This is a genomic window from Pseudaquabacterium pictum, assembly GCF_005403045.1.
Lineage (GTDB): Bacteria > Pseudomonadota > Gammaproteobacteria > Burkholderiales > Burkholderiaceae_C > Pseudaquabacterium > Pseudaquabacterium pictum.
The window spans coordinates 162834-186314 of the sequence record NZ_BJCL01000010.1 but is presented as its reverse complement, the minus strand read 5'-3'; the positions used below and the strand labels follow the sequence as shown (position 1 = coordinate 186314).

The 23481-nt window shown below is 72.3% G+C and carries 23 protein-coding genes; 16 read left to right on the top strand and 7 right to left on the bottom strand.

The window, feature by feature from the left end; genetic code table 11:
• Positions 1-26: 26 nt before the first annotated feature.
• On the bottom strand, positions 27-647 hold the full coding sequence (gene petA, locus FFT10_RS18895; protein ID WP_137734410.1) for a ubiquinol-cytochrome c reductase iron-sulfur subunit: 621 nt from the start codon (positions 645-647) through the stop codon (positions 27-29).
• Positions 648-814: 167 nt separating this feature from the next.
• Here petA and pxpB point away from each other — a divergent pair, with 167 nt between their 5' ends.
• The 3 genes from pxpB to FFT10_RS18880 are packed head-to-tail and all read left to right on the top strand — an operon-like array spanning position 815 to position 3442.
• Positions 815-1564 (top strand): 5-oxoprolinase subunit PxpB, encoded by a 750-nt coding sequence (gene pxpB / locus FFT10_RS18890; protein ID WP_228027182.1) that lies wholly within the window; start codon positions 815-817, stop codon positions 1562-1564.
• Between the two features lie 7 nt (positions 1565-1571).
• On the top strand, positions 1572-2636 hold the full coding sequence (locus tag FFT10_RS18885) for a 5-oxoprolinase subunit C family protein (RefSeq protein ID WP_137734409.1): 1065 nt from the start codon (positions 1572-1574) through the stop codon (positions 2634-2636).
• Between the two features lie 29 nt (positions 2637-2665).
• Complete coding sequence (locus FFT10_RS18880) at positions 2666-3442, top strand: LamB/YcsF family protein (protein ID WP_137734408.1); 777 nt, start codon at positions 2666-2668, stop codon at positions 3440-3442.
• A 5-nt stretch (positions 3443-3447) separates the two neighbouring features.
• Here FFT10_RS18880 and FFT10_RS18875 read toward each other — a convergent pair whose 3' ends face one another.
• Entirely contained in the window at positions 3448-4431 is a 984-nt protein-coding gene (locus tag FFT10_RS18875; RefSeq protein ID WP_137734407.1) for a GlxA family transcriptional regulator, read from the bottom strand.
• 127 nt (positions 4432-4558) lie between these two features.
• Between FFT10_RS18875 and FFT10_RS18870 the strand changes: the two genes are divergently transcribed.
• The 4 genes from FFT10_RS18870 (at position 4559) to FFT10_RS18850 (ending at position 10132) form a co-directional block, all read left to right on the top strand.
• Complete coding sequence (locus tag FFT10_RS18870; RefSeq protein WP_228027181.1) at positions 4559-5179, top strand: DJ-1/PfpI family protein; 621 nt, start codon at positions 4559-4561, stop codon at positions 5177-5179.
• Positions 5176-6405 (top strand): acetylornithine transaminase, encoded by a 1230-nt coding sequence (locus FFT10_RS18865; protein WP_137734406.1) that lies wholly within the window; start codon positions 5176-5178, stop codon positions 6403-6405. The genes FFT10_RS18870 and FFT10_RS18865 overlap by 4 nt, the downstream gene beginning before the upstream one ends.
• A gap of 77 nt (positions 6406-6482) precedes the next feature.
• On the top strand, positions 6483-7373 hold the full coding sequence (locus FFT10_RS18860) for an alpha/beta fold hydrolase (RefSeq protein WP_137734405.1): 891 nt from the start codon (positions 6483-6485) through the stop codon (positions 7371-7373).
• A 143-nt stretch (positions 7374-7516) separates the two neighbouring features.
• Entirely contained in the window at positions 7517-10132 is a 2616-nt protein-coding gene (locus FFT10_RS18850; RefSeq protein WP_137734404.1) for a cation-translocating P-type ATPase, read from the top strand.
• Positions 10133-10166: 34 nt separating this feature from the next.
• Here FFT10_RS18850 and FFT10_RS18845 read toward each other — a convergent pair whose 3' ends face one another.
• Positions 10167-11045, bottom strand: a complete 879-nt coding sequence (locus tag FFT10_RS18845) for a DUF6920 family protein (protein WP_137734403.1) — start codon at positions 11043-11045, stop codon at positions 10167-10169.
• A 159-nt stretch (positions 11046-11204) separates the two neighbouring features.
• On the opposite strand from FFT10_RS18845, the gene truD reads away from it, so the two are divergent.
• The 4 genes from truD to FFT10_RS18825 all read left to right on the top strand — a co-directional run bounded on the left by truD (position 11205) and on the right by FFT10_RS18825 (position 14662).
• A complete protein-coding gene (truD, locus tag FFT10_RS18840; protein ID WP_137734402.1) occupies positions 11205-12218 on the top strand; it encodes a tRNA pseudouridine(13) synthase TruD in 1014 nt (337 codons plus the stop codon).
• Positions 12219-12306: 88 nt separating this feature from the next.
• Complete coding sequence (locus tag FFT10_RS18835) at positions 12307-12945, top strand: MBL fold metallo-hydrolase (RefSeq protein WP_137734401.1); 639 nt, start codon at positions 12307-12309, stop codon at positions 12943-12945.
• Positions 12946-13078: 133 nt separating this feature from the next.
• A complete protein-coding gene (locus FFT10_RS18830; protein WP_137734400.1) occupies positions 13079-13837 on the top strand; it encodes a helix-turn-helix transcriptional regulator in 759 nt (252 codons plus the stop codon).
• Positions 13838-13960: 123 nt separating this feature from the next.
• Positions 13961-14662, top strand: coding sequence for a Crp/Fnr family transcriptional regulator (locus tag FFT10_RS18825; protein ID WP_137734399.1), 702 nt, complete (start codon positions 13961-13963; stop codon positions 14660-14662).
• 3 nt (positions 14663-14665) lie between these two features.
• Here the strand turns inward: FFT10_RS18825 and FFT10_RS18820 are convergent, their stop codons facing one another.
• Together FFT10_RS18820 and FFT10_RS18815 are read right to left on the bottom strand one after the other, a co-directional pair.
• Entirely contained in the window at positions 14666-15610 is a 945-nt protein-coding gene (locus FFT10_RS18820; protein ID WP_137734398.1) for a M48 family metallopeptidase, read from the bottom strand.
• Between the two features lie 81 nt (positions 15611-15691).
• Positions 15692-17293 (bottom strand): AmpG family muropeptide MFS transporter, encoded by a 1602-nt coding sequence (locus tag FFT10_RS18815; protein ID WP_137734397.1) that lies wholly within the window; start codon positions 17291-17293, stop codon positions 15692-15694.
• A gap of 121 nt (positions 17294-17414) precedes the next feature.
• Between FFT10_RS18815 and FFT10_RS18810 the strand changes: the two genes are divergently transcribed.
• Entirely contained in the window at positions 17415-17597 is a 183-nt protein-coding gene (locus FFT10_RS18810; protein WP_137734396.1) for a hypothetical protein, read from the top strand.
• Positions 17598-17604: 7 nt separating this feature from the next.
• Here the strand turns inward: FFT10_RS18810 and FFT10_RS18805 are convergent, their stop codons facing one another.
• Both FFT10_RS18805 and FFT10_RS18800 read right to left on the bottom strand, forming a co-directional pair.
• Entirely contained in the window at positions 17605-18504 is a 900-nt protein-coding gene (locus FFT10_RS18805) for an anti-sigma factor family protein (protein WP_137734395.1), read from the bottom strand.
• Positions 18505-18506: 2 nt separating this feature from the next.
• A complete protein-coding gene (locus tag FFT10_RS18800) occupies positions 18507-19040 on the bottom strand; it encodes a sigma-70 family RNA polymerase sigma factor (RefSeq protein ID WP_228027180.1) in 534 nt (177 codons plus the stop codon).
• A gap of 151 nt (positions 19041-19191) precedes the next feature.
• Here FFT10_RS18800 and FFT10_RS18795 point away from each other — a divergent pair, with 151 nt between their 5' ends.
• From FFT10_RS18795 to FFT10_RS18780, 4 genes are all read left to right on the top strand, one after another.
• Positions 19192-20127: a LysR family transcriptional regulator gene (locus FFT10_RS18795; RefSeq protein ID WP_137734394.1), complete on the top strand. Its 936-nt coding sequence runs from the start codon at positions 19192-19194 to the stop codon at positions 20125-20127.
• Positions 20128-20266: 139 nt separating this feature from the next.
• Positions 20267-21439 (top strand): ABC transporter substrate-binding protein, encoded by a 1173-nt coding sequence (locus FFT10_RS18790; protein WP_137734393.1) that lies wholly within the window; start codon positions 20267-20269, stop codon positions 21437-21439.
• Positions 21440-21452: 13 nt separating this feature from the next.
• A complete protein-coding gene (locus FFT10_RS18785; protein ID WP_137734392.1) occupies positions 21453-22472 on the top strand; it encodes an ABC transporter ATP-binding protein in 1020 nt (339 codons plus the stop codon).
• Positions 22469-23419 (top strand): ABC transporter permease, encoded by a 951-nt coding sequence (locus tag FFT10_RS18780; RefSeq protein WP_137734391.1) that lies wholly within the window; start codon positions 22469-22471, stop codon positions 23417-23419. Before FFT10_RS18785 ends, FFT10_RS18780 begins: the two co-directional genes overlap by 4 nt.
• Positions 23420-23481: the final 62 nt, after the last annotated feature.

Here is a 23481-nt window from a genome sequence, read left to right as displayed (position 1 = left end):
GTGGCGCCGCGCCGGCCGCCGACGGCTCAGGCCGTGTCGGTGCCGATCAGCAGCCGGCTGTCGCCGGCAAAGCGGTGGGGCGGCACCTCCAGGTTGGTGGGCGCAGGCTTGTTCTTGAAGACCCGGCCGGCGCCATCGAAGGTGGAGCCATGGCAGGGGCAGAAGAAGCCGCCGGGCCAATCGGCCGGCAGGCTGGGGTTGGGCCCGCCTGCGGGCGCGTCGCTGGGTGAGCAGCCCAGGTGGGTGCAGATGCCCACCGCCACGAAGATCTCGGGGCGGATGGCGCGCGCTGCGTTGCGGGCCGCTGCGGGCTGCTGATCGCGCAGCGACTGCGGATCGACCAGCTGCGCATCATGGCCCTGCAGCGCCGCCAGCATGGCCGGCGTGCGCCGCACCACCCACACCGGCTTGCCGCGCCATTCCACCGTCTTGCTGCCGCCGGGCGGGATGTCGGCCAACGCCACCTCCACCGGCCCGCCGGCGGCGCGGGCACGCTCGCTGGGCGCAAAGCTGGACACGAAAGGCACGGCGGTGGCCAGTGCCGCCACACCGCCGGCCACGCCGGTGGCGACGAGCCAGAGGCGTTTCTCGGGGTCGGGCAACACGGCCAGCGCGGCAGGGCAGGCGATCGGCAGGGTGGGCGTCATCGTGGGTTCCTCGTGGTGGTGGAACCTTAGGCGCCTGCCTGCCTGCGCGCCTGCACCCGCGTGCCTGCAGCTTGCGCCAGCGCAAGCTGCCCTGCCCGCACAATGGCGCATGGGTGTGTTCCGGATGGTCGTGGTGACGATGGTGGTGCAAGCGATGCGGTGGTGCGGTGGCGGCCCGGCCTGATGTGCGCCTGCTGGATGCCGGCGACAGCGCGGTGACGCTGGAGTTCGGCAGCCAGATCACGCCGGCCCTGGTGGCCCGCGTGGCCGCGGCCGAGCAGGCGCTGGATGCGGCCCGCGCCCGCGGCCTGCTGCCCGGCGTGGTGGAGACGGTGCCCACCTTCCGCTCACTCACCGTGCTGTACGACCCGCTGGTCACCCGCCGCGCCGTGCTGGATGCGCAGCTGCATGCGCTGCTGGCCGATGCCGGCCAGGCCGCACCGGCGCAGGCGCGGCACTGGCGGCTGCCGGTCTGCTACGGGGGCGACTTCGGCGCTGATCTGGACGCGGTGGCCGCCGCCACCGGCCTGTCGCCCGAGGCGGTGGTGCAGCAGCATGCGGCCACCCCCTTCACCGTCTACATGCTGGGCTTCATGCCGGGCTTTCCGTTCATGGGCCAGCTGCCCGATGCCTTGTCGGTGCCACGCCGGCGCGAGCCGCGGGTGCGGGTGCCCGCCGGCTCGGTGGCCATCACCGGCCCGCTGTCCTGCATCTACCCCTGGGAGAGCCCGGGCGGCTGGAACCTGCTGGGCCGCTGCCCCGTGCCGCTGTTCGATGCCGCGGCTGCCAACCCGGTGCTGCTGGCGCCGGGCGACCACATCCAGTTCGAACCCGTGTCGGCCGACCGCCTGGCCGCGCTGGATGCCGACCTGCGCGCCGGCCGGCTGATGCCGCACAGCTTCCTGCAGGCGGATTGACGCAGCCATGGCCACCACCCACCTGCTGATCAGCGCTGCCGGCGCCATGGCCACGGTGCAGGACGGGGGCCGGCGTGGCTGGCGCCGCTACGGCGTGCCCGGCGCGGGCGCGCTGGACGGCGGGCTGCTGCGCATCGCCAACGCCCTGGCCGGCCAGGACGGCGGCGCACCGGCGATCGAGTTCTTCATGGCCGGGCCCACGCTGCAGGCGCTGGACGCCCCGGTGCAACTGGGCCTGGCCGGCGACTTCAGCGCCACGCTGCAGCGCGGCGGCGAGCGCAGCGTGCTGGCATCCTGGCGCAGCATCACGCTGCAGCCGGGCGATGTGCTGCGGGTGGGGCCGCTGCGCAGCGGCCGGCTGGGCTACATCGCCGCCGCCGGCCTGGTGGTGGCGCCGGTGCTGGGCAGTGCGTCGACCTACAGCCGCGCCCGCCTGGGCGGCGTGGCCGGCCGCCCGCTGGCCGCCGGCGACCGGCTGGTGGTGGCCGCCCTGCCCCTGCCGCCGCCGGGCAGCAGCGCGGCCGAACGGGTGCTGCCGCAGCCGCCCGTGCCGGCCAGCCTGACGGCCCAGCCGGTGCGGGTGGTGCCCGGTCCGCAGGACGACCATTTCGATGCCGCCGCCTGGGCCGCCTTCCTGTCGGCCACCTACCGCGTCTCGCGCGATGCCGACCGCATGGGCGTGCGGCTGGAAGGCGCGCCAGCGCTGCAGCACCGGCCCGACAAGGGGGCCGAGATCGTCAGCGATGCCGCCGTGCCCGGGTCCATCCAGGTGCCCGGCAACGGCCTGCCCATCGTGCTGCTGGCCGATGGCCAGACGGTGGGCGGCTACCCGAAGATCGCCACCGTGGCGTCGGCCGACCTGGCGCGGCTGGCCAGCGCGCCGGTGGGCGCCGCCCTGCGCTTTGCCGCCATCAGCGTGGCCGAGGCCGAGGCGCTGGCCCGCGCCCATGAAGCCGGCATCCGCCAGCACCTCGCCGCCATCACGCCGCTGACCCTGGTCGACGGCGTGGACCTGGGCGCGCTGTACGGCGGCAACCTCGTCAGCGCGATGATCGACGCCCTTGCGCCCTGACCCTGACACCCAGCCTGGACCTGCCACCCATGGACATCAACCTCAACGCCGACCTCGGCGAAAGCTTCGGCGCCTGGCGCATGGGCGATGACGCGGCCCTGCTGCGCATCGTCGGATCGGCCAACGTGGCTTGCGGCTTCCATGCCGGTGATCCGCTGGTGATGGCGCAGACGGTGCGGCTGGCCCGCGCCGCCGGCGTCAGCATCGGCGCGCACCCGGCCTTCCCCGATCTGCAGGGCTTCGGCCGCCGGGTGATGCGCCTGGGCGCCGACGAGCTGGCGGCGGTGGTGGTCTACCAGGTGGGTGCGCTCATCGGCATGGCCCGCACGCAGGGGCTGGCCGTCACCCATGTCAAGCCGCATGGCGCGATGAGCAACATGGCCTGCGAGGATGCCGCGATGGCCACCACCATCGCCCAGGCGGTGAAGTCGGTGGACCCCGGCCTGATCCTGCTGGCGCCGGCCTTGTCGCAGCTGGCCCGGGCTGGCCGCGCCGCCGGCCTGCGGGTGGCCGACGAAGTGTTTGCCGACCGGGCCTACACCGACGACGGCAACCTGGTGCCACGCAGCCAGCCTGGCGCGGTGCTCGACAGCAGCGCCGCCTGCCTGGCCCATGTGCTGCGCATGCTGGACCAGGGCGGCATCGTCACCGCCAGCGGCAAGCTGCTACCCACCCGCTTCCACAGCATCTGCGTGCACGGCGACAACCACCATGCGGTGGCCACCGCCGCCGCGGTACGCGACGGCCTGCTGGCCGCCGGCCACCGGCTGCGCCCCCTGCCCGATCTGCCCGACCTGCAGGGCTGAACGGCTCAGGCTGCCGCCGCGCCGGCCTTGCGGAAGGCCAGCGGCGGCCGGCCCAGCAGGCGCTGGAACGAGCGGCGCATGCGCTCGGTGCTGCCGAAGCCGCAGTCGTCGGCGATGCGCTGCAGCGAGGGCTGGCCGCTCTCCAGCGCGGTGCGCGCCGCCTCCACCCGCAGCCGCTCGACCGCATGGGCCGGCGCGGTGCCGGTCTCGGCGCGGAAGCAGCGGGCGAAGTGGCGCGGGCTCATGCAGGCGCGGGCGGCCAGCGCCTCCACCCGGTGGTCATCGCGCAACTGGCTGCGCACCTGGTCGAGCAGGCCGGTGAAGCGGCCTTCCGGCCGCTGCAAGTCCAGCAGCGGCGAGAACTGCGACTGCCCGCCGGGGCGGCGGCGCTCCACCACCAGCTGGCGTGCCGCTTCGCGGGCCAGCGCCTCGCCATGGTCATGCGCCACCAGGGCCAGGCAGAGGTCGATGCCGGCGGTCATGCCAGCGCTGGTCCAGACCTCGGGCCGCGGCTGCGGGCCGCGGCGCTGCGCCGGCTCGCGCACATAGATGCGGTCGGCCTGCAGCTGCACCGCCGGGAAGTCGCAGGCGAACTGGCGGCTGCGCGACCAGTGGGTGGTGGCGGTGCGGTGGTCCAGCAGGCCGGCGGCGGCCAGCACCAGGCTGCCGCTGCAGATGCTGGCCACCCGCGCGGCCGACCGGCTGGCGCGACGCAGCCAGGCGATGAGTGCCGCATCGGCGCAGGCGGCATCGACACCGTCGCCGCCGATCACCATCACCAGATCGCCGTCACCCAGCGTGCGCGGCAGCGCCTGCACCGGCCAAGCCACGCCGGCCGAGCTGCGCACGGCCGGCCCCTGGCTGGCCACCAGGCGCCAGGTGTAGCTGCCGGGCTGGGCCAGCAGCGCCACCTCGAACACCGCCATCGGACCGGCCAGGTCCAGCTGCTGGAAACCGGGAAACAGCACGAAGGTGATGCGGCAGGCCATGGCCGCATCATCGCCCAGACCTGCAGTTCATGCCATGGCAGAAAAAGTGGGAACAGCGTCCTGGCGGCCATCGCGCAGCAGCGGCAAGCTGTTGGCCTGTGCATGGCAACGAGTCAAGGAGAAGCACATGGGCACGCAGGGAGGAATGCGGGTGGGCATCGTCGTCTTCGACGCCGTGGAGCTGCTGGACATGGCCGGGCCCTACGAGGTCTTCACCACCGCCGCGCGGGTGCAGGCCCGCAGCGATGCGCCGGGCACGCCAGCGCTGTTCAGCGTGCTGACGCTGGCCCGCGACGCCGCCCCGGTGCGCGCCCGTGCCGGCCTGCGGCTGCAGCCCGACCATGGCCTGCAGGACCACCCGCCGCTGGACGTGGCCATCGTGCCCGGCGGCGTGGTCGACGCCGAACTGGACCGCCCCGACCTGTCCACCTGGGTGGCCGGCCAGGCGCGCACCGCGCGCATCCTGGCCTCGGTGTGCACCGGGGCGCTGCTGCTGGCCCAGGCCGGCGTGCTCGACGGCCTGGAAGCCACCACCCACTGGGAAGACCTGGACGCGCTGCGAACGCTGCGACCAGCGGTGCAGGTGCGCGACGGCGTGCGCTGGGTGGACCAGGGCCGCATCGTCACCTCGGCCGGCATCGCCGCCGGCATCGCGATGAGCCTGCATCTGGCGGCGCGGCTGCACAGCCGCGACCTGGCGCTGCGCACTGCGCGGCAGATGGAATTCGACTGGGAGCCCACACCATGACCTTGGACCATCCACTGACCACGCTGCCACCGGCCCAGGCGCCGGCCGACCTGGGCCGCGACCTGATCACCGTCACCACCCGCCCCGACACCGTCTTCGTGCAGGGCCGTGGCGACTGGCTGGAGGACGCGCAGGGCAAGCGTTACCTCGACCTGGTGCAGGGCTGGGCGGTCAACTGCCTGGGCCACAGCCCGCCGCTGGTGGTGCAGGCGCTGACGGCGCAAGCCCAGCGGCTGATCAACCCCAGCCCGGCCTTCCACAACCAGCCGCTGCTGGACCTGGCGGCGAAGCTGGTGGCGGTCAGCGGCTTCGACCGCGTCTACCTGAGCAACTCCGGCGCCGAGGCCAACGAGGCGGCAGTGAAGCTGGCACGGCGCTGGGGCCAGCGCATGCGCGGCGGTGCGCACAGCATCATCAGCTTCGACGGCGGCTTCCACGGCCGCACGCTGGCGATGATGAGTGCCTCGGGCAAGCCCGGCTGGGACCGGCTGTTCGCGCCCATGCCCGGCGGCTTTGCGAAGGCCCGGTACAACGACATCGCCTCGGTGGAGCAGGCCATCACGCCCGACACCGTGGCGGTGATGCTGGAGCTGGTGCAGGGCGAGGCCGGCGTGCAGCTGGCCGACCCCGGCTTCGTGCGCGACCTGCGCGCGCTGACCACTGAGCGCGGGGTGCTGCTGATCGTTGACGAGGTGCAGACCGGCATCGGCCGCTGCGGCCAGGCCTTTGCCCACCAGCTGTACGGCATCGAACCCGACGTGGTGACGCTGGGCAAGGGCATCGGCGGTGGTGTGCCGCTGGCCGCCGTGCTGTGCCGGGAGCGCTTCAACTGCTTTGCGCCCGGCGACCAGGGCGGCACCTACGGCGGCAACCCGCTGATGGCGGCGGTGGGGCTGGCGGTGGTGAGCGAGGTCTGCAGCGCGACCTTCCTGGCCGGCGTGCGGCAGCGGGCGCAGCAGCTGTCCGACGGCCTGCAGGCCATCGTGCGCGACCACGGCCTGGTGGCCGAGCGTGGCGCCGGCCTGCTGCGGGCGCTGGTGCTGCCGGATGACCGCGCCGAGCAGGTGGTGGCCGCGGCGCGCGACCTGGCGCCCGCCGGCCTGCTGCTGAACGCGCCGCGCCCGCACCTGCTGCGGCTGATGCCGGCGCTGAACATCGGACACGCCGAGATCGACACCGCCCTGGCGTTGCTGCGGCAGGCACTGGCCGCCGTGGCGACGCGCTGACGACCCCGACGCCGCCCACCGCGCACCTGCCGCTTTCCCCAGATGACGCCGGGCAGCCGCCATGCCAGCATGCCGGCATGCACACACCGACCTCGTCCTCCACCGCCTTCTTCGTCTCGGCCGCCGATGGCACCCGGGTCACCACCTCCACCTGGTCCGGCGTGGCCGGCCGCCCGGTGGGCGTGGTGCAGATTGCCCATGGCCTGGCCGAGCATGGTGAACGTTATGGCCGCTTCGCCCGCGCGCTGAATGCCGCCGGCTTCGTGGTGCATGCGGTCGACCACCGCGGCCACGGGCGCACCGCGAACGGCCGGCTGGGCGACTTCGGCGCGGCTGGTTTCGGCGGCCTGATCGCCGATGTGGCGCAGTTCGGCGCTGCGCTGCGGACGCAGCATCCCGGCCTGCCGCTGTTCCTGCTGGGCCATTCGATGGGCTCGTTCGCGGCGCAGGCGGCCATCCTGGACCATGCGGCCACCTGGTCCGGCGTGGTGCTGTCGGGGTCGACGGCGCTGGACATGTTCGCCGCCGCCATGGCCAATGCACCCGCCGACGCACCGGCGGGGCTGGCGGCCTTCAATGCCGGCTTCGAACACCGCACCGGCTATGAATGGCTGTCACGCGATGCCGCCGAGGTGGATGCCTATGTGGCCGACCCCTGGTGCGGCTGGGACATCCCCGATGGCGTGATCCCGTCGCTGTTTGCGCCGGCTGCGCGCCTGGCCGATCCGGCGCAGCTGGCGGGCATCCGCAGCGGCCTGCCGGTGCTGATCGCCTCTGGCGATGCCGACCCGCTGGCCGGTGGCGGCGCGCTGCTGCAGCTGCTGGGCCAGCGCTACCGCGATGCCGGCCTGGCCGATGTGACCGTCACGCTGTACCCGGGCGGGCGCCACGAGATCCTGAACGAGACCAACCGCGATGGGGTGACGGCGGACATCGTGGCCTGGCTGCAGGCGCATGCTGCGCCTTGAACCGGGCGCCGAGGCGGCGCGCATCGCCCCCACCAGGCGCAAGACCTGGCGTGGCAACCGCGCTGGTGCGTGACCGCACAGACCCGCACGGCACCTGCGCATAACCTCGTTCGGGAGGAGGCGGCCGGCGATCTGGCCCGGACATGGCTGCGAACCAGACGGATCTTGGCGCGCCCGGCCTGACGGCAGCACTGGCCGCGCGGCGCCTGGCCGAGGACGGCCCCAACGCGCTGCCCGGCGGCCACCGCCGGTCGTTGCTGTCGATCGCCATCGACACGGTGCGCGAGCCGATGTTCCTGCTGCTGCTTGCCGCGGCAGCGCTGTACCTGGTGTTCGGCGACTGGCGCGAGGGCCTGACCCTCCTCGGCTTCGTGGCCGTGACCGTGGCACTCACGCTGTACCAGGAGGGCCGCACCGAGCGCGCCATCGACGCCCTGCGTGATCTCACCAGCCCGCGCGCGCTGGTCATCCGCGATGGCCAGCCCCAGCGCATTGCCGGGCGCGATGTCGTGCGCGGCGACCTGCTGAAGCTGAGCGAAGGCGACCGGGTGCCCGCCGATGCCCTGCTGGTGTCGGCCGATGGTGTCCAGGCCGATGAGTCGCTGCTGACCGGCGAGGCCGTGCCGGTCGGCAAGCGCACCGCGCAGCCCGATGAACTGGCCGCCGCGTCGGCGCCGGGCGGCACCGCACGCCTGGCACCCGGCGGCGATGACCTGCCTGCCGTCTATGCCGGCACGCTGCTGGTCCAGGGCCATGGGCTCGCGCGGGTGACGGCCACCGGCGCACGCAGCGAGATCGGCCGCATCGGTCAGGCCCTGGGCACGGTCGAGACCACGCGTTCGCCGTTGCAGAAGCAGACCGCCATCCTGGTGCGCAACCTGGCCTTGCTGGCCCTGGCGCTCAGCCTGCTGCTGGTGCTGGTGCACGGGCTGCTCCAGGGCGACTGGCTGCAGGCCCTGCTGGCCGGCATCGCCCTGGCGATGGCCATGCTGCCCGAGGAATACCCGGTGGTGCTGACGGTGTTTCCGGCGCTCGGGGCACGCCGCCTGGCCAAGGAAGGCGTGCTCACCCGGCGCATCAACGCGATCGAGACCCTGGGCGCCACCACGGTGCTGTGCAGCGACAAGACCGGCACGCTGACCGAGAACCGCATGACGGTGACGCACCTGGCTGCCGGCGGTGTCGCGCTGGCGGACCGCCTGGCGCTGGACACGCTGACCGGGGACGAGCTGCCCGAGGCGTTCCACAGCCTGGTGGAAGTGGCGATCCTGGCCAGCGTGGTGGACCCCTTCGACCCGATGGAGAAGGCCTTCCACCAACTCGGCGAGCGCTTTCTGGCCCACACCGAGCACCTGCGCCGCGACTGGCGCCTGGTGCAGACCTATGCGCTGAGCCCGGCGCTGCGGGCGATGTCCCATGTGTGGGCAGCGGCCGGCGACGGCCCGCAGACGGTGGCCGCCAAGGGGTCGCCGGAAGCGGTGATGGACCTGTGCCACCTGGACGCCGCCCAGCGGGCCCAGGTGGCCGCCGCCGTCGACGCCCTGGCCGCCTCGGGCCTGCGTGTGCTGGCGGCGGCACGCGGCACCTTCACCGGCGCCGACTGGCCGGCCAGCGAACATGACTTCGACTTCGCGTTCACCGGGCTGCTGGGCCTGGCCGACCCGGTGCGCCCGCAGGTGCCTGCGGCCGTGGCCGAGTGCCGTGCGGCCGGCATCCGCGTGGTGATGATCACCGGCGACTACCCGGCCACGGCGCGCGCCATCGCCCGCCAGGCGGGGCTGAGCGGGGCCGACAACGGCGCGGGCGATGTGCTGTCAGGCGACGAGATCGCCACGCTCAGCGACGAGGCGCTGTGCGCGCGCATGGCCACCGTCAGCGTGTGCGCCCGCATCGCACCCGAGCAGAAGCTGCGCATCGTGCAGGCGCTGAAGGCGCGGGGCGACATCGTCGCGATGACCGGCGACGGCGTGAACGACGCGCCGGCGCTGCGCGCCGCGCATGTGGGCGTGGCCATGGGTGGCCGCGGCACGGACGTGGCCCGCGAATCGGCTGCGCTGGTGCTGGTCGACGACAACTTCGCCGCCATCGTGGCGGCCGTGCGCCTGGGGCGCCGCATCTTCGACAACCTGCGCAAGGCCATGTCGTACATCCTGGCGGTGCATGTGCCGATCGCGGGCATGGCCTTGCTGCCGGTGCTGTTCGGCTGGCCGGCGCTGCTGTTCCCGATGCACATCGCCCTGCTCGAACTCATCATCGATCCGGCCTGCTCGATCGCGTTCGAGAACGAGCCGGCCGAGCGCGACGTGATGCAGCGCCCGCCGCGCGATGCCACGGCACCGCTGTTCGGCGGTGCCACGCTGTGGCTGGCGCTGCTGCAGGGCCTGGGTGTGCTGGCGGCCGTGATGGGTGCCTTTGCCTGGGCCAGCCCGCGCATCCCGGAGGCCGAGGCCCGCGCCTTTGCATTTGCGACGCTGGTGGTGGGCAACCTGGCGCTGATCCTGTCCAACCGCTCGGCCACCCGATCGCTCTGGGCCACGCTGCGCACACCGAACAGCACGCTGTGGGTCGTGGTGGGCCTGGCGCTGGCCCTGCTGCTGGCTGCGCTCTACCTGCCGTGGGCTGTGGGCGTGCTGCGGTTCGCACCGCTGCCGGCGCAGGAACTGGCCGCGGCCTGCGGGCTCGGCCTGTTGAGCGTGCTGTGGTTCGAAGCCATCAAGTGGGCACGGCGCAGGGCCGTCAAACTGCCAGCGCCCGGCTGAGCACACGGCATCGCCGCCACGCGTGCCCGGCCCATCACGGCACGAACACATGCTGCAACTGCGTGATGGCGCCCTTGAAGTAGACCTGGCGCCCCTGCGGCCGCATCCAGGCCACCTCGCCGGCCAGCGGCACCCGCATGCCTTGGCGCGTCTGGTAGTTCGAGAAGCGCCCCTCCCATGGCGCCTGCACCAGGCGCTTGCCCACCATGCCGCCCCGTGCCTCGGCCCGGAACGACGCGATCAAGCCGGTCTCGTCAAAGCGGAAGAGCAGGGTCAGCGCGATGGGGCCGTCCACCAGCGTGGCCTTCGCCGAGCGCTCGTCGACCGCCTCCCACCGGACGCCCTGGCTGGGCAGCAGCGCCGTGGGGTACCAGGGCGACTCGGCGAAGAAGCGCATGAATTCACCCCGCGCGATCTCGCCGCCACCCTGCAGATCGGCCAGGGTGAACAGGCCCTGGAGTCTGGCACGCAGCAGGCCGCGGCCCATGATGTAGCTGTCGACCACGCACACCGTCAGGCCGGGCAGGATCGTGATCCGGGCATCCCACAGGAAGCCCGCGCGGCGGGTGGTGACGCGCTGGATCGAGGTGAACGGCTTCCACTGTTCACCGGTGGCGGACAGGTTGAAGGTCCCGGCCATCTGGATCGTGGCGGCGCTGACGATGGCCTGGCCCGGCGTGAGTGCGGCGCGGAAGTAGCGTTGAACCGGTGCCGGCAGCCCGGCGATCTCCTGGACGTCGTAGCGTGTCGGGACGGCAGCCGGGGCCGCAGAAGCCGGCGCACGCCCCGCCTCCAGGCTGGCCCTGAGCGACTGCGTCGCCGCAGCCCAGCGCACCGATCCGAGCACCGTCAGACCCACGGCGCCGGCCAGGAGCACGGCGGCAACGAGAAGCAGCCAGGTCAACCAGGTCATGCGCAGCGTCCCCTTCAGCAGGCCACGTCAATGTAGGACGCAAGCCGGGCGCGGTCTGTTCGTCGAGGCACGCGGGCGGGGAGAAAATCAGGGGCTCGACCGCCACTGGCCGGCCAGCCAGCCCGACCTCAACCGACTGCTGGTGCCCCCGGAACGCCCATGAACGACGCGCGATACACGACCTTGCCGCCATGGCCCAACGCCTATCCGGCCAGCGGCGCCAGCGCCACGCTGAAACGCCTTCACGAGGACTTCATCGTGACCGAACTGCCGCTGCAGCCACCCTCCGGCGAGGGCGAACACCTCTGGCTGGACATCGAGAAGAACGGCGCCAACACCGCCTTCGTCGCCCAGCAGCTGGCCGAGGCCACCGGCGTGCCCGACAGGGACGTGGGCTATGCCGGCCTGAAGGACCGCCATGCCATCACCCGCCAGTGGTTCAGCATCTACCTGCCCAAGGGAGATGCGCCCGACCTGACCCAGCTGCAGCACCCGGAGTTCAAGGTCCTGGCCCAGCGCCGCCATGTGAAGAAGCTGCGCCCCGGGGATCTGCAAGGCAACCGGTTCCGCATCGTGCTGCGTGACGTGACTGGCAACCGCGAGGCCATCGAGGCCAACCTCCGGGCCGTGGCGGCACACGGCGTGCCCAACTACTTCGGCGCGCAGCGGTTCGGCTTCGAGGGCGGCAATGTCGAGCAGGGCCGGGCCATGCTGGCCCGCGAAGTGCGCGTGCGCAACCCGAAGAAGAAGGGCCTCTACCTGTCCGCGGTGCGGTCCTTCGTCTTCAATGAAGTGCTGGCGCTGCGCATCCAGCAGGGCCTGTGGGGCCGGACCCTGCCCGGTGATGTGGTGGACGGCGCGGGCCGGCCCACGGGTCCGCTGTGGGGACGCGGGCGGGTGGGCACCACCGACCAGGCGCAGGCCCTGGAGACCGGCGTGGCCGCACGCCACGCCACCTTGTGCGACGGCATGGAGCATGCCGGCCTGGACCAGGAGCGCCGCGCCCTGGTGGCCAGCCCGGCGGACCTGGCATGGGACTGGCCGCAAGCCCAGCAGCTGGTGCTCACGTTCTCGCTGCCCGCCGGGGCCTATGCCACGTCCGTGCTGGACGAGATCCTCCGCACCGCGGAGCCGGACCGGCATGAAGCGCGTGCGGGTGAGGCTGGCGCATGACAGCATCCTGACCCTGGGCCAGGGTGGCCCAGGGGTCGACACAGCGCGGCGAAAATCGGCACAGAGTTGCCAAACAACGTTGCCGACCATGCTGCGCTACCACACCGTCCCCGTCACCCCCTTCCAGCAGAACTGCTCCATCGTCTGGTGCGACGAGACCATGGAGGGGGCCGTGATCGACCCCGGCGGCGACTTGCCGCGCCTGCAGGCCGAGGCTGCGCGCCTGGGCGTGCGGCTGACGCAGATCCTGCTCACCCATGCGCACATCGACCATGCCGGCGGCACCGGCACGCTGGCCCGCACGCTGGCTCTGCCCATCATCGGCCCGCACCCCGGCGACCAGTTCTGGATCGACGGCCTGGCCCAGCAGGCCAGGATGTTCGGCTTTGCGCCGGCGGAGCCGTTCACGCCCACCCGCTGGCTGGCCGACGGCGACACCGTGGCCGTCGGCCGCAGCGTGCTGGCCGTGCGCCACTGCCCGGGCCACACCCCCGGCCATGTGGTCTTCCACAGCGCCGAGGCGCAGCGCGCCTTCGTCGGCGATGTGCTGTTCGCCGGCAGCATCGGCCGCACCGACTTCCCCGGTGGCGACCACGACACGTTGATTTCCAGCATCACCGGCCGCCTCTGGCCGATGGGCGACGAGACGGTGTTCATCCCCGGCCACGGGCCGGAAAGCAGCTTCGGCGTCGAGCGCCAGCACAACCCCTACGTCGGCGGCACCTGAGCGGGCGCTGGTAATAAGTCACAGGCCAGCGCGTGGCAGACGTCACGCGCGGCGGGGGGGCCGGGCGCCCACACTGGCAGCCATGCAGTCAGGCCATGCGATCCGTGTGGCCACTGCCCACGGAGATGCCAACATGCTCGATCTGCTCGACACCCCGAAAGCCAACGCCTCGGACCTGTTTGCCGCCCTGGGCGCCCCGGCCATCCCGCAGCGCAGCCGCGGCTACAACGGCCCGGAGCGGCGCGGCGCCGCCTCCCTGCAGCACCGCCGCATGGCGCAGATGCTCGACACGCTGGACTACGGCATGCTGCTGGTCAGCGAATCGCTGGAAGTCGTCCACATCAACAAGGCGGCGCGCCGCGACATGGACGAGCACCACCCGCTGCAGTGGCTGGGCGGCCAATTACAGGCCCGCCTGCAGCAGGACCAGCAGCCGCTGCGCGATGCCCTGGTCGGCGCCACCCAGCGCGGCCTGCGCCGCCTGCTGCAGCTGGGCGACAGCCAGGGGCCGTCGCGCCAGCGCATCAGCGTGGCGGTGGTGCCGCTGCCGGCGCTGGGCTCCGACGACCAGCCCGGTGCCGCCGTGCTGCTGGGCAAGCGCCAGGTCTGCGAGGAGCTGACGGTCGAATGGTTCGCCCGTGCCCACGGCCTGACGATGGCCGAGACCACCGTCATCAAGGGCCTGTGCGCCGACCTGACGCCGCACGAGATCGCCGCCCGCCAGGGCGTGGGCCTGGCCACCATCCGCACCCAGATCGGCAGCATCCGCATCAAGACCGGTGCCGGCAGCATCCGCGCGTTGGTGCAGCAGGTGGCGCTGCTGCCGCCGCTGGTCAGCGCGCTGCAGGGCGCCAGCGCGCCGCGGCTGCAGGATCGGGTGCTGCACTCCTGAACGCGCACACCGCACCGCGCACCGCGGTTGCGGTTTGTCACCGCCGCGCCAGCCGACGCGGTGGCAGGGGCAGGTAGCATGCGCAGTGGGTGAGTGGCCGCCAACCGGCCGCGCCCACTCTCCATGGCCCAGATCACCGAACCCGCCCGCATCGCCCGACCTGCCGCCGCGGCTGCCAGCCCGGCGGCTGGCACCATGGGCGCCCCGATCGTGATGAGCGACGCCCTGGCCGAACTGGCCTCGCGTGGCGAGCTGCGGCGTTACCGCAAGGGCACCCTGCTGATCCAGGAGGGTGACCAGGGCGACACCATCTTCATCATCCAGAGCGGCCGCCTGCGCGCCTTCAGCGCCGGTGACAACGACCGCGAGATCACCTACGGCGTCTACGGCCCGGGTGAATACCTGGGCGAGCTCAGCCTGGACGGCGGCCCGCGCTCGGCCAGCGTGATCACCCTGGAGGCCAGCACCTGCGCGGTGGTGGGCCGGCGCACGCTGGAGCGCTTCATCGGCGAGCGGCCGGAATTCGCCTTCGAGCTGCTGGCCAAGGTGATCCGCCGGGCCCGCACCGCCACCCACAGCGCCCGCCAGCTGGCGCTCAACGATGTCTACGGTCGCCTGCGGGCGCTGCTGCAGGGCGTGGCCCAGGCGCAGCCCGACGGCACGCAGCGGCTGGTCGACCGCCTCACCCACCAGGAGATGGCCAACCGGCTGGGCTGCTCGCGCGAGATGGTCAGCCGGCTGATGAAGGACCTGGAGCGCGGCGGCTACCTGCAGGTGCAGGACAGCCAGTTCGTGCTGGTCAAGCCGCTGCCGCAGCGCTGGTGAGCGTCAGGCCGTGGGCGGGCCGAAGCGCCGGTCGGGCTTGGCCGCATCGGCATACAGCGGCTCCAGCTGCGGCAGCTTGGCCTGGATGTCCCGGATGCGGCTGTCGCCCGATGGATGGGTGCTGAGGAACTGCGGCGGCGCGCCCTTGCTGGCGGCCATCATCTTCTGCCACAGGCTGACACCGGCATCGGGCCGGTAGCCGGCCCGCGCCGACAGCGCCAGGCCCAGCGCATCGGCCTCGCTCTCGTTGTTGCGGGAGAACTTCAGCGTCAGCAGCTGGCCGCCCATGTTGGCCAGCGTGGCGCCGGCACCGCCCAGGCCGAACAGCGCCGCACCCAGCTCGATGGCGCCGCGGGTGGCCACGGTCTTGGCGTAGTTCTCGCGTGAATGCTCCAGCAGCGCATGCGCCACCTCGTGGCCCATGATGGTGGCCACCTCGTCGTCGTCGAGCTTCAACTTGGCCAGGATGCCGTAGTAGAAGGCGATCTTGCCGCCGGGCATGCAGAAGGCGTTGACTTCGGCCGAGCCGATCAGGTTCACGTCCCAGCGCCATTGCTGCGCGCGCGGGTTGCAGCCCGTCGTCAGCGGGATGATGCGCTTGGCGATGTAGCGCAAGCGCTGCAGCTGCGCGTTGTCCGTCGGTGCCAGGCCGCGCTGCTGCGCCGCCTGCTGCAGCATCTGGCGGTACTGCTGCTCGGCCGCCTGTTCGATCTGCTCGGCCGAGACCAGCTTGGTGAAGCTCGACAGCTTGCACTGGCTGGCCAGCGATGCCGGCTGCGCCGCAGCAGGCAGCGGCAGGCCCAGCGCCGCCAGGGCACCACCGCCGATCAGTGCGCCGCCCAGGCGCCGGCGCGCATGCAGTGCGCAGCGGCAGTCGCCAGCATGCGCCAGGGCGGGCAGTGGCACCTGGGCGTCGGTGTTGAAGGCGGGGTCGGACAACGGCTGCATGGTGCGGGGCATCTGGGGTGGTCCGGTCAGGATGCAAGAGCGATGGTGCCCGCAGGCTGCCGATGGCGGGGTGAAGAATTGTCAATCATCGGCCGGCGCGCCCGGCACCACCTCCAGCCGGCGCACCGCCGCACGCATCCACCACAGCATGGCCAAGGCCGGCAGCGCCACCACGGTGGAGACGATGAAGAAGGTCGGCCAGCCGATCGACTCGGCCAGCACGCCGGCCAGCGGCCCCACCCACACCCGGCCCACCGACGCAAACGCGCTGAGCATGGCGAACTGGGTGGCGGTGAAGCGCTGCTGCGTCAGGCTCATCAGAAAGGCCAGGAAGGCCGCCGTGCCCATGCCGCCCGACAGGTTCTCGACCGCGATGACCATCAGCAGGCCGCCGTCCACCTGTGTGGGCTGGGCCAGGCTGACGAAGCCCAGGTCGAACGCCGGGATGACGAGGCCGGGCAGGCTGCCCTTGCCCTGGGTGGCCAGCCACCAGAAGCCCAGGTTGCTGGCCGCCTGCAGCACGCCGAACAGCAGCAGTGACCGCCACAGCCCCAGGCGCAGCATCAGCAGGCCGCCGAGCAGCGCGCCACCCAGCGTCAGCCACAGGCCGATGATCTTGTTGACCACGCCCACCTCGGCCGAGCTGAAGGCCATGGTCTTGAGCAGGAAGGGCGTCATCAGCGCGCCGGCAAAGGCGTCGCCCAGCTTGTAGAGCACGATGAACGCCAGGAAGGCGGCCGCACCCGGCTGGGCGAAGTAGCTGCCCAGGCCGTTGAGCAGGGTGTCGAAGCGCGCCCGCCGTGCCGCCCAGGCCGCCAGCGGCAAGGTGAAGGCGATGCCCAGCAGCAGCGCCAGCAGGTCGATCCAGCGGCCCTGCAGCGTGGCGCTGAGCGTGCCGCCGGCCAGCCAGGGCCCCAGCAGCGCCCGCGCCAACGGGGTGAAGGCATGCAGCGTGGCCAGGTAGCCGGCCGCCACCGCAGCCACCACCGCGGCAAAGCCCAGCAGGTCGTTGCGGGCGCTGCTGGGCGCGGCGACCGGTGCACCCGGCAACGGTGCCAGTGGCGGCAGCCGCGGCAGCAGCAGCGCCGACAGCACGGCCGCGCCGGCCATCAGCCCGGCCATCAGCTGGTAGACCTGCGGCCAGGTCCAGCCGCTGCCCTGGGTGGCATCGGTCCAGATCAGGGCCACGCCGCCGGACAGGATCATCGCCAGCCGGTAGCCCAGCACGTTCAGCGACGCGCCCAGTCCGCGCTCGGCCGGCGGCAGCAGGTCGGTGCGGTAGGCGTCGATCACCACGTCCTGCGAGGCCGAGATGAAGGCCACCGCCACCGCCAGCAGCGCAAAGGCCTGCAGCGCGCCGGTGGGCGAGGTGGCCGACAGCGCCCACAGCGCCAGCGCCAGCGCCAGCTGGGTCAGCACCAGCCAGCCGCGGCGGCGGCCCAGCACCGGCCACAGCTCGAAGCGGTCCATCAGCGGCGCCCACAGGAACTTGAAGGTGTAGGGCAGGCCGACCAGGCTCAGGAAGCCGATGGTGGCGATGTCCACACCCTCCACGCTCAGCCAGGCTTGCAGCGCCTGGCCGGTGAGGGCCAGTGGCAGGCCGCTGGCAAAGCCCAGCACGGCCACCACCAGCAGACGGAACAGCGCACCGGGGTGGCGGGCGTGGGACGGGGCGAGACGCATTGGCCGCATTCTAGGAAGCCGGCTTGCACGGGCCGTCACCGGACGCCATGTGGGCTGGCGCACAGACGAACGGCGGCACAGCGGCTACACAGCCGCTTCCAACCACGAGGAAGGCCTCTGCATGTCCAACGCCATCGCCGCCCACAAGCACCGCACCCGCCTGCACATCCTGCGCGACCGGGTGCAGCACGCCCAGCGCGATGCCAAGCACGGCAAGCCCGGCGCCACCGAGCGCCTGGCCAGCCACCAGGCCGCGCGTGCGGCCTACCGCACCGCCAACCCGCCGGCCAAGCCGCGGCCCTGAGCCTGGCTCAGGAGGCCGGCTTCTTCGCTTCGGGCGACGGCTGGATCTGGTCTTCGGCCTGCTTGTAGACCGCCTCGGCCAGGGCCAGCAACTGTTCGCGCGGCAGCTTGCCCACCAGGGCGCAGCCGAAGCCGTCCTCGATCCAGTAAAACAGGCCCAGGTCGCCGTCGCGCTGGAAGCGGAAGGCGGTGCTGGCGCCAGCCTCGGGCTTGCGCAGGTAGACGGTGACACGCTGGCCGCCGCTGTTCTGGTACATCAGCTGCGCGCTGGGGCCGTTGGCATCGGGCAGCAAGCGGCCGCCCACCAGCTCGAAGCCCTGCGCCCGCAGGTCGAACAGGCGCACCGGCATGTCCAGCCGCTTGCCCAGCCAGCGGGCCAGGTGTTCCTCCTGGGCGCGCTGCTCGGCGGCACTGCCCTGGGCGACGTTGACTTCCACCGGGTGGCGCACCTCGGGCGCGTACACCGCATGGGCCACCGCGGCGCGGTGCGTCCAGCCGCCGGGGCGCACCCGTTCGCTGTCGGCCCAGGGCAGGTGCAGGCCGGCCAACGGGCCGGCATCGGTGCCCGCCAGCTGCGCGCCCAGCAGGCCGCCGGCCAGCGCACCGGTCACCAGCAACCCGGCGGCCACCGCCACGCGGCGCCAGCGCGCCTGCGGCGCCACGCCGGCGCGGCCGGCCTGTTGCACGGTCTGCCGCAGCGCCGCGGGCACCGGCTCGTCGAGCACCGGATCGAAGCGGGCGCGCAGGGCATCGCGGTCGGCGGACCACAGGCGCAGCTGGGCGGCGTCTTCAGGGTGCTCACGCAGCCAGGCGTCGACCTGGGCGCGCTGCGCGGCGTCCAGCTCGCCATCCAGCCAGGCCGACAGCCGGGCCTCGTCCGGACGGTCTTGGGGAGGGTTCGGGGTCATGGTCAGATCACTCGGCGCAGGGTGCGCACCGCGTCGGGTCGGGCCTGGCCGTCGAGCAGGGCGCGCAAGGCCACGCGGCCGCGGGAGACGCGGGACATCACCGTGCCGATGGGAATGCCCAGCGCCTCGGCGCATTCGGCATAGCTGAACTGCTCGATGCTGACCAGCAGCAGCGGCTCGCGCTGTTCCAGCGGCAGCCGGGCCAGGGCGCTCAGCAGGTCGATGCGCAGGCCGACGTCGGCGCCGGGGTCGGCGCGCTGGATGTCCTGCTGGGCATCGGCCTGCGCCGGGTCGATGAAGCTGAGCCGGCTGTCGCGCCGGCGCTGGTCGAGGAAGGCGTTGTGGGCGATCGACAGCAGCCACACCAGCATGTCGCGGCGCTGGTCGAACTGGTGCCAGTGCGACAGCGCCCGCTCCAGTGCCGTCTGCACCAGGTCGTCGGCGCTGCCGGCGTCGAAGATCAGCGACCGCGCATAACGCCGCAGCCGGGGCACGGCGGCAAGCAGTTGCTGGCGGAACAGATCGGGCGCGTGCACAAGGTTCCTACGGGCGGGCCGCGTCGATTATTCCCCCGACCCCCAAGGCTTTCACCAAGGTTGCAGCCGGCGTCAGTTCGGCATCACCATAATTGCAAAATTGCAATCACACACGGCGGCGCGCGCCTGCGCCAGCCCGCAGGAGACAGGCATGTCGGAACTGGACTGGAGCGACCTGCGCTACGCGCTGGCGGTGGGCAACACCGGCGGCCTGGCCGCGGCCGCGCGGCAGCTGGGCGTGAACCACACCACCGTGCTGCGCCGGCTGGATGCGCTGGAGGCGCGCCTGGGTGCCCGGCTGTTCGAGCGTGCCCGCCACGGCTACCAGCCCACCGAGGCCGGCGCCCTGGTGCTGGACCAGGCCCGCCGCATGGCCGACCAGGCCGAGGAGATCGAGCGCCGGGTGGCCGGCCGCGACCGCGAGCTCACCGGCCTGCTGCGGGTGACCACCGCCTTCGTGGTGATGGAGCACCTGCTGCCGCAGCCGCTGGCCGACTTCGCCCGCGCCTTTCCCGGCATCGAGGTGGAGGTGGTGGAGAACGCCTTCCTGGTCGACCTGAGCCGCCGCCATGCCGATGAATCGGCCGGCTGGTCGCGCCGCGAGGCCGACGTGGCGCTGCGCCTGAGCCGCCAGGTGGCCGACCACCTGGTGGGCCGGCCGCTGGGCGACACCCACTGCCGCGTCTATGCCCGCCGCGGCGCGCCCGGCCTGCCGCAGACCGTGCTGCCGATGGCCACGCTGCTGCGCGACGCGCCCTGGGTGGCCTTCGAGCGCGACAGCCAGGCCCGCGTCTACGACCAGTGGATGCGCAAGCACCTGACCACCGCCAACGTGCGGCTGCGGGTGGACATCTTCAATGCGGTGGCGGCGGTGCTGCGCACCGGGCTGGCGGTGGGCATCCTGCCGACCTTCATGGCCGGCCGCCACCCGGAGCTGGTGGCGGTGTCCGAGCCCATCCCGGAGCTCAGCGTGCCGGTGTGGATGCTGACCCACCCCGACCTGCGCCAGACCGCCCGGGTGCGCGCCTTCATGCAGCACGTGGGCGACGCGGTGGCGGCCCGCCTGGCCGAGCCCGATCCGGGTTGAGGTGGGGCGGCCCCATCTCTTTTGGAGATGGGGCGCGGGCGACCGATTGAATTTCTCCGGCGGGGGGCCAAGCACTATCGTGCGCCGCACACCCTGCGTGCCATGCCGCGCAGCCCTGAGGCCCCGCCTGGAGACCACCATGCCGCACCGTCTGTCCACCCTGGCCGCCACCGCGGCTGCCATCGCCGCCGTGATCACCCTGCCCGCGCAGGCCCAGAAGGGCGCCCTGCAGAAGCTGGGCAAGGGGGAGGGCCAGGTCGACATCGTCGCCTGGGCCGGCTACATCGAGCGTGGCGCCACCGACAAGAACTTCGACTGGGTGACCGACTTCGAAAAGAAGACCGGCTGCAAGGTCAACGTGAAGACCGCCGGCACCAGCGACGAGATGGTGGCGCTGATGAACGAGGGCGGCTTCGACCTGGTGACCGCCTCGGGCGATGCCAGCACCCGGCTGATCCGCGGCAAGAAGGTGCAGCCGATCAACGTCGGCCTGATCCCCAGCTACAAAACCATCGACCCGCGGCTGCAGAAGGCGCCCTGGCACTTCGAGAACAACACCCACTACGGCGTGCCCTACCAGTGGGGCTGGAACGTGCTGATGTACAACACCAAGGTCTTCGGCGACAAGCCGCCGACCAGCTGGAGCGTGGTGTTCGAGGAGACCACCCTGCCCGACGGCAAGCCCAACAAGGGCCGCATCCAGGCCTTCGACGGGCCGATCTACATCGCCGATGCGGCGCTGTACCTGATGAAGAAGAACCCCGGCCTGGGCATCAAGGACCCGTACGAGCTGAACGAGGCCCAGTACAAGGCCGCACTCGATCTGCTGCGCGGCCAGCGCAAGCTGGTGGGCAAGTACTGGCACGACGCCTTCGTGCAGATCGACGACTTCACCAACGAGGGCGTGGTGGCCAGCGGCAGCTGGCAGTTCCAGGCCAACATCCTGGGCTCGAAGAAGCAGCCGGTGGCCACGGTGGTGCCGGTCGAAGGCGCCACTGGCTGGGCCGACAGCACGATGATGCACGCCGACGCCAAGCACCCCAACTGCGCCTACATGTGGCTGGAGCATTCGCTGAACCCCAAGCTGCAGGGCGACCTGTCGGCCTGGTTCGGCTCGGTGCCGGCCGTGCCGGCGGCCTGCAAGGGCAACAAGCTGCTGGGCGACGAGGGCTGCGCGCGCCAGGGCTACAACAGCTTCGACAAGATCAGCTTCTGGCGCACGCCCACCAGCCAGTGCAAGACGCAGAACAACGCCTGCGTGCCGTACCACAAGTGGGTGTCGGACTACATCGCCGTGCTCGGCGGCCGCTGACCCTGCCCTCCCGATGACTGCAGCTGTCGAGCTGGAAGACGTGCAGTGCGTCTTCGGCAGCGGGGCCGCGGCGGTGCGCGCGGTGGAAGGCGTGAACCTGCGCATCGAGGCCGGCGAGTTCTTCACCCTGCTCGGGCCCTCGGGCTCGGGCAAGACCACCTGCCTGCGCATGATCGGCGGCTTCACCCTGCCCACCGCCGGCCGGGTGCGCATCGGCGGCGAGGACATGAGCCTGCAGCCGCCCTATGCGCGGCCGGTGAACACCGTGTTCCAGGACTACGCGCTGTTCCCGCACATGAGCGTGCGCGACAACGTGGCCTACCCGCTGATGGTACGCCAGGTGCCCAGGACCGAGCGCGCCCGGCGTGCCGATGAACTGCTGGCCCAGGTGGCGCTGCCCGGCGTGGGCGACCGCCGGCCGGCGCAGCTGTCGGGCGGCCAGCGCCAGCGGGTGGCGCTGGCGCGGGCGCTGATCAGCCAGCCGCGGGTGCTGCTGCTCGACGAGCCGCTGGGCGCACTCGACCTGAAGCTGCGCGAGCAGATGCAGACCGAGCTGAAGGCCCTGCAGCGCCGGCTGGGCATCACCTTCCTGTTCATCACCCATGACCAGCATGAGGCGCTGTCGATGAGCGACCGCATCGGCGTGTTCAACCAGGGCCGGCTGGAGCAGGTGGGCACGCCGCAGCAGGTGTACAACGCGCCGGCCACCCGCTTCGTGGCGCAGTTCGTCGGCGCGGCCAACCTGCTCGACGGCGCGGCGGCGCAGCGCCTGACCGGCCATGCCAGCGCGCTGCTGCGGCCCGAGCGCATCCGCCTGGGTTCGCGCGAGGGTGCACGGGCCAGCGGCCAGGTGCAGGAGGTGCAGTACTTCGGCGCCTTCACCCGGCTGAAGGTGCAGACCGCCGACGCCCTGCTGCAGGCCGACCTGCCCGAACTGGGCGGCCCCGGCGCGGCAGCCATGGCGCAGGGTGACCAGGTGCACCTGCACTGGGATGCGCAGGCCGTGCACGCGCTGGCAGGCGCCGCAGCATGAGCAGCATGGCCAGCGCCGCCGGCACGGCCGCCTCCGGCGGCTGGCAGCGCCGGCTGTCCGACCTGCTCTACACCCGCCGTGGCCTGCTGCTGCTGGCCCTGTTGGGGCCGCCGCTGCTGTGGTTTGGCGTGATCTACCTCGGATCGCTGTTCGCGCTGCTGGCCAATGCCTTCTTCGGGCTGGACGACTTCACCGGCCAGGTGGTGCGCGAGTTCACACTGGGCAACTTCGTCGCGCTCGCCGAGCCGGCCAACCGCGATGTGATGCTGCGCTCCATCACCATGGCGCTGGCCGTCACGCTGGCCTGCATGGTGCTGGGCTTTCCGCTGGCCTACTACATGGCCCGCCATGCCCGCGGCACGCAGAAGGCGGCCCTGTACATCGCGGTGATGCTGCCGCTGTGGAGCAGCTACCTGGTGCGGCTGTATGCCTGGAAGCTGCTGCTGGCCAAGGAGGGCGCCATCAGCTGGCTGGCACAGCAGACCCACACGGTGTGGCTGCTCGATGCACTGCTGTCGCTGCCGGCCATCGGCGGGCCGTCGCTCAGCTTCTCGGCCATCGGCACCTTCCTGGTGTTCGTCTACATGTGGCTGCCGTTCATGGTGCTGCCCATCGTGGCGGCAGTGGAACGCATCCCCGCCAGCTGCCTGGAGGCCAGCGCCGACCTGGGCGCGCCGCCGCGCACCACCTTCTGGCGGGTGATCGCGCCGCTGGCCCTGCCGGGCGTGGCGGCGGGCTCGATCTTCACCTTCTCGCTGACGCTGGGCGACTACATCATTCCGCAGGTCATCGGCGACAGCACCAACTACATCGGCCAGGTGGTCTACAAGCAGCAGGGCGTGGCGGGCAACCTGCCGTTCGCCGCGGCGTTCTCGCTGGTGCCCATCGTGGTGATCGGCGCCTGGCTGTGGCTGGCCAGGCGGCTGGGGGCCTTCGATGCGCATTGAAGCCATCACCCCCCGATGCGCCAGCGGCGCCTCCCCCCAAGGGGGGCGCCGCCAGCGGCCCG

Excerpts from the sequence above, each read along its gene's own strand:
- petA (WP_137734410.1), bottom strand. The coding sequence starts at position 647 with ATGACGCCCACCCTGCCGATCGCCTGCCCTGCCGCGCTGGCCGTGTTG.
- FFT10_RS18885 (WP_137734409.1), top strand. The coding sequence starts at position 1,572 with ATGGCCACCACCCACCTGCTGATCAGCGCTGCCGGCGCCATGGCCACG.
- FFT10_RS18880 (WP_137734408.1), top strand. The coding sequence starts at position 2,666 with ATGGACATCAACCTCAACGCCGACCTCGGCGAAAGCTTCGGCGCCTGG.
- FFT10_RS18875 (WP_137734407.1), bottom strand. The coding sequence starts at position 4,431 with ATGGCCTGCCGCATCACCTTCGTGCTGTTTCCCGGTTTCCAGCAGCTG.
- FFT10_RS18870 (WP_228027181.1), top strand. The coding sequence starts at position 4,559 with ATGGGCACGCAGGGAGGAATGCGGGTGGGCATCGTCGTCTTCGACGCC.
- FFT10_RS18865 (WP_137734406.1), top strand. The coding sequence starts at position 5,176 with ATGACCTTGGACCATCCACTGACCACGCTGCCACCGGCCCAGGCGCCG.
- FFT10_RS18860 (WP_137734405.1), top strand. The coding sequence starts at position 6,483 with ATGCACACACCGACCTCGTCCTCCACCGCCTTCTTCGTCTCGGCCGCC.
- FFT10_RS18850 (WP_137734404.1), top strand. The coding sequence starts at position 7,517 with ATGGCTGCGAACCAGACGGATCTTGGCGCGCCCGGCCTGACGGCAGCA.
- FFT10_RS18845 (WP_137734403.1), bottom strand. The coding sequence starts at position 11,045 with ATGACCTGGTTGACCTGGCTGCTTCTCGTTGCCGCCGTGCTCCTGGCC.
- truD (WP_137734402.1), top strand. The coding sequence starts at position 11,205 with ATGAACGACGCGCGATACACGACCTTGCCGCCATGGCCCAACGCCTAT.
- FFT10_RS18835 (WP_137734401.1), top strand. The coding sequence starts at position 12,307 with ATGCTGCGCTACCACACCGTCCCCGTCACCCCCTTCCAGCAGAACTGC.
- FFT10_RS18830 (WP_137734400.1), top strand. The coding sequence starts at position 13,079 with ATGCTCGATCTGCTCGACACCCCGAAAGCCAACGCCTCGGACCTGTTT.
- FFT10_RS18825 (WP_137734399.1), top strand. The coding sequence starts at position 13,961 with ATGGCCCAGATCACCGAACCCGCCCGCATCGCCCGACCTGCCGCCGCG.
- FFT10_RS18820 (WP_137734398.1), bottom strand. The coding sequence starts at position 15,610 with ATGCAGCCGTTGTCCGACCCCGCCTTCAACACCGACGCCCAGGTGCCA.
- FFT10_RS18815 (WP_137734397.1), bottom strand. The coding sequence starts at position 17,293 with ATGCGTCTCGCCCCGTCCCACGCCCGCCACCCCGGTGCGCTGTTCCGT.
- FFT10_RS18810 (WP_137734396.1), top strand. The coding sequence starts at position 17,415 with ATGTCCAACGCCATCGCCGCCCACAAGCACCGCACCCGCCTGCACATC.
- FFT10_RS18805 (WP_137734395.1), bottom strand. The coding sequence starts at position 18,504 with ATGACCCCGAACCCTCCCCAAGACCGTCCGGACGAGGCCCGGCTGTCG.
- FFT10_RS18795 (WP_137734394.1), top strand. The coding sequence starts at position 19,192 with ATGTCGGAACTGGACTGGAGCGACCTGCGCTACGCGCTGGCGGTGGGC.
- FFT10_RS18790 (WP_137734393.1), top strand. The coding sequence starts at position 20,267 with ATGCCGCACCGTCTGTCCACCCTGGCCGCCACCGCGGCTGCCATCGCC.
- FFT10_RS18785 (WP_137734392.1), top strand. The coding sequence starts at position 21,453 with ATGACTGCAGCTGTCGAGCTGGAAGACGTGCAGTGCGTCTTCGGCAGC.
- FFT10_RS18780 (WP_137734391.1), top strand. The coding sequence starts at position 22,469 with ATGAGCAGCATGGCCAGCGCCGCCGGCACGGCCGCCTCCGGCGGCTGG.